At 36.5% G+C, this 1,923-nt stretch carries 3 protein-coding genes; 1 reads left to right on the top strand and 2 read right to left on the bottom strand.

What is annotated here, in order from left to right; translation table 11 throughout:
• The coding region (gerD, locus tag AC1DSB_RS18640; RefSeq protein ID WP_477587345.1) for a spore germination lipoprotein GerD at positions 1 to 485 on the bottom strand (485 nt) is incomplete at its 3' end.
• 148 nt (positions 486 to 633) lie between these two features.
• Here gerD and AC1DSB_RS18645 point away from each other — a divergent pair.
• Positions 634 to 1,311 carry a KinB-signaling pathway activation protein gene (locus tag AC1DSB_RS18645; RefSeq protein ID WP_016429923.1) on the top strand — a complete coding sequence of 226 codons (678 nt, stop codon included), beginning with the start codon at positions 634 to 636 and terminating at the stop codon, positions 1,309 to 1,311.
• A 95-nt stretch (positions 1,312 to 1,406) separates the two neighbouring features.
• Here AC1DSB_RS18645 and AC1DSB_RS18650 read toward each other — a convergent pair.
• Positions 1,407 to 1,923: hypothetical protein (locus AC1DSB_RS18650; protein ID WP_477587346.1), on the bottom strand; the 517-nt coding region annotated here is incomplete at its 5' end.

Here is a 1,923-nt window from a genome sequence, read left to right on the forward strand (position 1 = left end):
GCTTTTAGAAGCGGACTATCAATCGTTTCCTGCACAATTTTTTCGATTTCTTTTCGATTTGTTGACGACTTTAAAATTGTTTCCATTTGTTTTTGCATGTCAGGTTGTCCAAAGAATGATTCTAATTCCTTTTGGAAAGAAGCATCTTTCATTAAATCAGTCATGATTTTTTGTTGCTGATCCTTCATGCTTTTAGCAAATGTTTCGGAGAAGGTTGGATCTTTAAAAGTATCCTTCCAAAACTTTTCCGCATCCTTAGAAAGAAGTGTGTTTTCAATTGAGCTTTTTACATCTTCCTGTTCCAAAACTAACAGTTCTTTAAATTCAGGATCCGAAAGCATTTGTCGCATTACCTTTTTGCCCTCTTCAGTTTGCATCGTGTCTGTAACCATTTTTTTCGTTTCTTCATAAGAAGGATTACTTTGTGGTTGACCTCCACAGCCTGTCAATAAAACGATACCTATAAGAATTATCCATTTTCGCATACTCAACCTCTTTTCTCGCACTGGCCTTTTCATTTATTGTTCACAAAATCGCTGAGAATATGTAGATAACTCTTCGTAAAATAGATTTTTTACTTATTCGTTGATACAATCAGAAGAGGAACTCGAGAAAAACGGAGGATTTTTTGCTGTGACGATACGAAATTGGGTTATATTTTTCTTTAAGGGACTACTAATCGGCGGAGCCGTTACTGGTGTACTTAGTTTATTTATTCGATGGGAAGACGCATTTGCACCATATGTTGCAAGTGGTGAGTACTTAGAATTCGCAGCCAGTTTCTTATGGTTTGTGTTTCTTGGAATGACAATGAGTGTTCTCAGTCAAATGGGTTTTTTCGCCTATCTGACAGTTCATCAATTCGGTGTAAATATTTTTAGAACGCTTACGTTATGGAACTGGGTACAATTATTAATTATTGCATTAGTCATTTTTGATTTGATTAAATTCCGATTTATGCCACTAGCAGAGACCCAATCACAACTTCTGTTGTACTTAGGGCTGTTGACTGTACTGTTGGTTACCGGATTGGTTGTTGCTTACTTCAAAGCAAAATGGACAAAAAAACACGCATTCATTTCCGCGTTATTTTTTATGATTGTCATCACAACTTTAGAATGGTTACCGGTTTTGATGGTAGATGAAAAAGATGTAGACCGTTATGTGACTTTATTATTGTTCCCATTATTAGCTGTGAATGCATACCAACTTTTAAAATTGCCAAAATACAATGCGAAGTCAGATGCAGACCGTTTAAAATTAGAAGAACGAAGAAAAGCACGCGCTGAAGCTGCAAAAGCAAAAGCATAAAAAAAGGGCATCCACAGTTGGATGTCCTTTTCTTATTGTCCTAAAGTATAAATGCGATCAAAGGAGTTACAATAGCTTTGGTGTCATTCGAATTTTTAGGGGAAAGTTTTCGTTTCCGTCTGATAACCAAAAAGGGTTTCTTCTATAGAAACGAAAGGATGCGCTTTTTGATAAGTAATCAGTTCTTTTAAATCAACACGAGTTTCTTGGTGTAAGGCAACGGATACAATATCTCCTTTCCGAATTGTAGGAGCATTACCAGTTATCCAATTGACGTTTGCACTGACCATATTCATTTGATAATCCCATACTTGTGTCTTTAATGGCTCAGGAAAAGCGTGATCATATGTCCGATACCAAAGCGGTATAACACCGAATGCGGATTTGAAGCGTTCGATTTCTTCTCCCAATAATTCAGGTGTTTCTTCATAGTGTTTGCTTTCGTGTCCAAGTAATCCCACTGGAATCTTTTTTTCTTTAATCTTTTTCACGATTAAAGGAGAACGTTCAATCCAATCTGCATCAAGAAATAGAAGTGGATAAGGTTTTTCTAACTTTGTAATCCACTCGTCAACATCTTCACGGCCAAAAGACAAATCCACAGTGAGTGTC

The organism is Paenisporosarcina sp. P4_E4_2 (genome assembly GCF_056401595.1).